Genomic DNA, 6340 nt, shown 5'->3' on the forward strand with positions numbered 1-6340 from the left:
ACCGGTCACTTAATTTGTAAATTATTCTCAGGGTTTTTTTACCTCATTTGATACATTAGATGACCCAATATCATCACCCAGCCCAAATATCTTCCACTGTACTGCGCTATAGTGCACATTAGTGTCATAATAACCACTAGGCAGCTTCAAAGCTGGGCCGGTAAGTCGTCCGGTTGCACTCATAACATCGAACCTCGCAACCACTTCATCGCGTTCCGCTCTAACCAAATCGACCTTAGCATCTAGCAATTCTTGTTCCGCATCAAGAACATTCAGGACAGTGCGTGATCCCACCAACGCTTCCTGTTGGACACCCTCTAATGCGATCTGTGCAGCACGCACTTCGGCCTTCAATGATTCAATTCGAGCACGCGCCGTTGACAATGATTCCCAGCCGCTCGTGGCCTCCTCTACGGCTTGCCGCCTAGCCTCTTCAATTTGCATTCTAGACTGAGCATGTAGTTGTTTAGCCTCACGTACCCTACTAAAGACGGACCCCTGCTGGTAAATTGGAACCGTCAATTGCGCCCTCAATTCATAATCTGTGTTATCCCGGTTAAGCACCGATTGATTACGTCCCTTCGTTGCCTGACCTATCAAATCTAAGCTTGGAAGTAATTCCCCCGTTATCTCGTTGGCGTTATGAAGGGCTGCAGCCTCGTCAAATTTCGCAGCCAAAATAACCGGGCTGTTTTCTTTGGCAAGCCTGATCGCGTCTTTTGCGTCACTAGGCAATTCAAGAGCTGGATCAGGCTTATTCAAATCTGTTGCATCTACGCCCACAATTTGTCTGAAAACACCCCGGCTTGTTTTAAGATTACCTTCTGCTTGGATACGATCTGCTTGCGCACCTGACAAGCGCGCCTCAGCCTGCGCAACATCAGTCCGCGTTACTTCTCCCACATTAAATCGGTCTTGTGTCGCCTCTAATTGACGAGCCAAAACTTTTTCATTATTCACCGTAAGCTTCAGAACTGCGCCGTCTCTAAAGACGTCCATGTATGCAGTTACTGTATTTAAAAGAACGGACTGTTCCGTCGAAACCAGCCTTGCTCGCTCAGCGCGAACCCTATTCTCTGCCTCTTCAGTGGCTGCCAATGTTTGTCCGCCCTGAAAGATATTCTGCGTAACAGTAACTTGCGCCTGATATCCGCTGCGTCTGTTGATTTCGTTGTTGTCGTTATTTCGTCTGTTCCAAAAAGTATTACTCCGAACCGAGCCTTCAACTTCCGGACGCCAACCCGACAACGCTTGGCTAACTTGCTCGTCTGTTGCACGCACTAAAGCGCGCTGTGCAAGCAAGGTTGGGTTGTTTTGATACGATAACACCAATGCATCTTCCAAAGTCATCGCATTGGCTGCCTGTAGAGTACCTAGACCACTTGCTATAACCCAAAGTCCACGCAGAACCGTTTGGATTTTACATTTTTTGAAAGTTTTTACTACCAAAGGGAAACCCTCTCCTGGCTACAAGGGCAGTTGCGCACTATTCCAGCCTTCAAAAAAGCGTTTGCAAAAAATTGTTTTAATTGCCTAAATTTCATTTACCACCAAAACCAAATCAACCAACCAAGTACGATTGATCAATAGTTTGCCACCAATAACGCAAACATACCACAAAATCTAGTGCTTTATTACCTGCTAAAACACAAAATTTTGTGGCATTTTAAAATTTGGAAGTATTGACGCTTTCGCATCAAATAAAACGCGGCCGGATTGAGCAGCTCCACTCTTCAAAAATCGAGTTGCCCTGCCCACGCCATTTTCTTGAATAATGGTGGTTAGCCTACCTCCATCCGCCATCTGGTCGAAAATGACGTCGGGCAGTATTTCTACAGCGCCGTCAATGAAAATAGCATCATATGGCGCCTCTTTGACCCAACCCTTTTCTAGGGGCCCCGTCACAGATATAACGTTATCGAGGCCAAGCTGATTACAAACATTAGTGGTTTCTGCGCTCAACATTTTATCATCGCATAATGCAAACACAACACAAGCCAAGCGCGCCATAACCGCTGCTGTGTAGCCACTAGCCCTCCCAATAGCGAGACATATGTCTTTCTCTTTTAATTCTAAACATTGCAACATTCTTGCTGAAGTCATGGGTGCAAGCATTGAGCGCCCATCCGCAATATTTAGCTCTCCATCAGAGTAAGCAAAAGCCTGGAGGTCAACGGGCAAGAAAGCCTCCCTCGGAAGGTCTCCCATCGCAGACAACAATGCTGCATCAGTAACTTTGTTAGTGCGCAACTGACAGTCAACCATATTCTGTCTTGCTTCGACTATATCCATATTAAATCCATCCGATTTTTCCAACCAAACTATTTTTACAGTAACGCCCCATTAAACTTAACAATCCCATCTGCCCGTTTCAAATCACACGTAAAAAATTTATCCGTGCAGCTTCCGCTTGACCTACAGCATTCTCTGATTAATATCCCGCCCCTGCACTAAAAGAATGGTCCGGTGGCAGAGTGGTTATGCAGCGGATTGCAAATCCGTGTACGGGGGTTCGATTCCCTCCCGGACCTCCATGTTTCAAGACATCCCTATAATAAATGCAAATCCTCCTTGACATTAATATGACTGATTGCTGAAACATTACAAAGCAACATATCCAGATGCTCATTAAAAATACGTTATCATAGCTATTCGTCTTGCCTGTGATCAACGCCATTGCTATAAGCCAGCGGCAGAAAAGTTAATTTGCTCATCTACTTTGATCCGCGGTAGCTCAGTTGGTAGAGCAGGCGGCTGTTAACCGCCTTGTCGCAGGTTCGAGTCCTGCCCGCGGAGCCAATAAAATCAAGGGTTTAGAGGACAATAAAAACAAACCTCTAAGCCCTTTTTTAATCCGGTGGGCAGATGGTGGGCAGAATTATTTGCAGTCTGACACCCTCTTGAGCCATTCCCTGGCGTTCTCGCCTGGCAACCGCGATTCGAGATATCGCTCCCGAAGCGTTGTTATCGCCAAATAATACGGATCGACAGCGTCTTTTTCCCAATCATAATCGTTACTCAAGCGGCCTGTTCCAAACCTCATAGCTGCACCGCATGGCGCAGGGGCTTTCCCATATCGAGATCGCCAGGGCTCGATCGGGGGATCCGCCTTTGCCAAAATAGTCTTCCCCTATCTAGTCTTAATTCACAAAACGTGATTATATACCGAGTGCAGTTTACAAAAGAAGCACGGCAGCGGAATAGGAGGCTCTTATGAGCGGAACTTCTGTCGGAACAATTGGAGTTACGCCGACCGGTTCTGCGCTCGGCGCTGATATTCAGGGGATTGATCTGTCGGGGCCGCTCAGCGATGAGCTTCTCGCAAGGCTCATAGAGATTTGGGCAGAACATTTAGTATTGCGGTTTCCCGATCAGAGTTTGGCCGATGAAAAACTTCTCACTCTTACCGAATATTTTGGCGGTCAACAGCCGAGCGGCGCGCGCAAACGCCGGCAGGAAATGGGTTTGGGTGAGCATTCCAAGAACAATCCAACCGATCCACGGTTTAATTATGTCACTAATTTGGATTATGATGGGAATCCATCTGCTAAGCCGCGCGGAAATGGCGCTTACGAATTGCGCTGGCATTCTGATAATAGCTACGTCGAAGTGCCGCCAACGGCTACCTTATTATGGGGGCAAAAGATTCCCGTCGATGGCTCCGGCCAGACCATGTTTTGCAATCAAATTTTAGCTTATGAAGAGCTGCCTGTTAGTTTGAAAGAGATTATCGAAGGCAAACATATGATCCATGATGGATCTAGGAACACGGCTAACATGGTGCAGGTGGGCGGGAAAGCACCGAAAACGCAGGCGGATATCAAAGGGCCGGTCCATCCAATGGTCCGCATTCACCCGCCGACCGGTAAGCGGGCGCTATTTCTAGGCCGTCGTTGGGATTATCCGTCGACTTATATTGTGGAAATGCCTGGCGATGAAGGTGAAGAGCTGATGGATCGCCTATGGGCGCATGCAACCCAAGAGAAATATGTATGGGTGCAAAATTGGACCCCGGGCGATCTCATCATGTGGGATAACCGGGCGGTTATGCATCGGCGAACAGCCGTTAACCCTTCATCGCCTCGGATCATGCACCGGGCTTTGATCAAAGGCGACCCAGTTGTTTCAGCATGGGATAACGTAGCCGCTGCCGAATAGGAGAAATCAGTGATCGCTAATTCAGTCGAGAATATTGAAATTATACCTACCGGTAAGGCAGTTGGTGCTGAGATACGTGGTATCGATTTGTCTCAAACGTTGTCCGCGGGTGTAGTTGAAAAATTAACCAATGCATGGGCTGAGCATTTGGTGCTTCTCTATCGCGACCAAGATCTGGAGGACGAGAACATTGTGACGCTTTCAGGTTATTTTGGCGGACACCAGCCGGCGGGTGCGCGGCAAGCGCGGAGGCAAGCCGGCATTAAGGACGCAGGCAAGGGTAGCTCGACCGATATGCGAATCAACTATGTGTCCAATCTTGATGATGAAGGCAACCCAACTCAGCATAATCGTGGTATCGGCAGCCATGAAATTCGCTGGCATTCGGATAACACCTATGTGGAGGTGCCGCCCACGGGCACACTTCTGTGGGCTGAAATTATTCCCGATGACAACACCGGCAATACGATGTTTTGCAACCAGTACCGCGCTTACGAAGAATTACCGGATGATCTAAAAGAAGCCATTGAAGGTAAGCACATGATGCATGATGGATCACGCACCACTGCTAACCGTGTGCATCCTCATCAAACTATGCCAAAAAGCCAAGATGATATTGACGGGCCTATCCATCCTATAGTTCGCATTCATCCGTTGACTGGCAAGCGTGCTTTGTTTTTAGGCCGTCGTTGGGATTACCCATCAACCTATATCGTTGAAATGCGCAATGATGAAGGCGAAGCGCTGATGGACAAGCTTTGGGCGCACGCGACTCAAGACAAATATGTTTGGGTCCACCAATGGCGGCCCAAAGACATTTTACAGTGGGATAATCGTTCGGTGATGCATCGCCGAACCGCGGTTAACCCAAATCAAAAAAGAATATTGCATCGAACGCTTATCAAGGGCGATCCTGTGATCTCAGCATGGGGCAATAACGATGCAACGCAGTAGGAGGCTGTTATAGCATTCAATTGAGGTAATTCCCAGCGATCTTATGTTTGGGGAAACCAATACACTTTGTAAAGCCGGAACGAGATCGACTCAAAACAGAAGAGATATATATACTAGATGTGTGTTGATGAGGAGCCGCCAATGTCTGTTTTTGAAATTATGAAATAAATGAAGCCGCTATTGCGGCGGAGTAGAAGATATATGGTTAATACACTCGATGATATTGAAGTTGTCCCGACTGGCGCAGCTGTTGGCGCTGAGGTGCGTGGCCTAGATTTTGCTCAAAAGGTTCCAAAAGAGGTGGCAGTTCGGGTTAACGAAGTTTGGGCTCAGCACAAAGTTCTACTATTGCGGAATCAATTTCTCGATAAGAGTTTGCTTTATCAGGCGGCTGAGGTGCTCGGCGGCGTTCAAGAAACAGGTTCTCGGGCGATGAACTTGAAAGCGGGTTGGAAAGAAGGGACAGCACGTATTTCTGATTTCCCCGGCATCAGCTACATTTCCAATTTAGATGAAAACGGCGAGCCTGTACTTAGAACAAAAGGCTCGGGTAGTCTCGAAATAGGATGGCACACGGATAATTCCTATATGCAGGACCCACCGATGGGTAGTTTATTGAATGCGGTTGAGGTTCCGATAGACGGGGGCGGGCACACGTCCTTTCTCGATACGGTAGCAGCTTATGAAAGTATGACCGAGTCACTCAAGCTAGAAATTGAAGGGCTACATATGTGTCACGATAATAGCCACAGTACGGTTGGGCAGTTGCGGGCTATCTATAATGGCGTTGAACCTACCTGTCGTGAAGAAGTGGACGGGCCTGTGCACCCACTGGTGCGTATCCATCCAATCACCGGCAAACGCTCTATTTATCTCAGCCGTCGCCACGGGTTTCCCTCGGCCTATATTGTCGAGCTCTCCGATGCCGAAAGTGAAGACCTTCAAGACCGCATCTGGGCACATGTCGCTCAAGACAAATTCACTTGGACGCATACCGATTGGAAGGTGGGTGATTTGGTTATGTGGGATAATCAGCAACTGCTGCACAAGCGCTCAGCTATAGACCCGACGCAAAAACGGGTCATGCAACGGACATTAGTAAAGAGTGAAGGTTTTATCTCTGCATGGGATTCAACTGCGACGGCGGAGTAGAAAAGATCATAGCCAACCGTCAGCAAGAGGTCACGCGCCTTGTCACAGGTTCGAGTCCTGACCGCGGAGCCAATAA

6 protein-coding genes and 2 tRNA genes are annotated in these 6340 nt (G+C 48.0%); 5 read left to right on the forward strand and 3 right to left on the reverse strand.

All coding sequences use genetic code 11. The features are described from left to right. Positions 1 to 27 precede the first annotated feature (27 nt). Together VX941_13140 and VX941_13145 are read right to left on the reverse strand one after the other, a co-directional pair. Positions 28 to 1449: a TolC family outer membrane protein gene (locus tag VX941_13140; protein MEE2934352.1), complete on the reverse strand. Its 1422-nt coding sequence runs from the start codon at positions 1447 to 1449 to the stop codon at positions 28 to 30. 192 nt (positions 1450 to 1641) lie between these two features. Further along, positions 1642 to 2292, reverse strand: coding sequence for a protein-L-isoaspartate O-methyltransferase (locus VX941_13145; protein MEE2934353.1), 651 nt, complete (start codon positions 2290 to 2292; stop codon positions 1642 to 1644). Positions 2293 to 2460: 168 nt separating this feature from the next. Between VX941_13145 and VX941_13150 the strand changes: the two genes are divergently transcribed. Together VX941_13150 and VX941_13155 are read left to right on the forward strand one after the other, a co-directional pair. Beyond that, a tRNA-Cys gene (locus tag VX941_13150) sits at positions 2461 to 2534 on the forward strand. 189 nt (positions 2535 to 2723) lie between these two features. Further along, positions 2724 to 2799, forward strand: a tRNA-Asn gene (locus VX941_13155). Between the two features lie 79 nt (positions 2800 to 2878). On the opposite strand, the gene VX941_13160 is transcribed toward VX941_13155, so the two are convergent. Beyond that, the gene (locus VX941_13160; GenBank protein MEE2934354.1) at positions 2879 to 3118 is read right to left on the reverse strand and encodes a hypothetical protein; all 240 of its coding nucleotides are present in this window, start codon (positions 3116 to 3118) and stop codon (positions 2879 to 2881) included. A gap of 95 nt (positions 3119 to 3213) precedes the next feature. Between VX941_13160 and VX941_13165 the strand changes: the two genes are divergently transcribed. The 3 genes from VX941_13165 to VX941_13175 all read left to right on the forward strand — a co-directional run bounded on the left by VX941_13165 (position 3214) and on the right by VX941_13175 (position 6264). Next, complete coding sequence (locus VX941_13165) at positions 3214 to 4158, forward strand: TauD/TfdA family dioxygenase (GenBank protein ID MEE2934355.1); 945 nt, start codon at positions 3214 to 3216, stop codon at positions 4156 to 4158. Between the two features lie 9 nt (positions 4159 to 4167). Next, entirely contained in the window at positions 4168 to 5112 is a 945-nt protein-coding gene (locus VX941_13170; GenBank protein MEE2934356.1) for a TauD/TfdA family dioxygenase, read from the forward strand. 201 nt (positions 5113 to 5313) lie between these two features. Further along, positions 5314 to 6264 (forward strand): TauD/TfdA family dioxygenase, encoded by a 951-nt coding sequence (locus VX941_13175; GenBank protein MEE2934357.1) that lies wholly within the window; start codon positions 5314 to 5316, stop codon positions 6262 to 6264. The last annotated feature ends 76 nt before the right edge of the window (positions 6265 to 6340 follow it).

The organism is Pseudomonadota bacterium, assembly GCA_036339585.1.
In the GTDB taxonomy this organism is placed as follows: Bacteria; Pseudomonadota; Alphaproteobacteria; order UBA8366; family UBA8366; genus UBA8366.

Bases quoted from the DNA above. Each gene is read 5' to 3' on its own strand.
- VX941_13145 (MEE2934353.1), bottom strand. From the start codon at position 2,292: ATGGATATAGTCGAAGCAAGACAGAATATGGTTGACTGTCAGTTGCGC.
- VX941_13165 (MEE2934355.1), top strand. From the start codon at position 3,214: ATGAGCGGAACTTCTGTCGGAACAATTGGAGTTACGCCGACCGGTTCT.
- VX941_13175 (MEE2934357.1), top strand. From the start codon at position 5,314: ATGGTTAATACACTCGATGATATTGAAGTTGTCCCGACTGGCGCAGCT.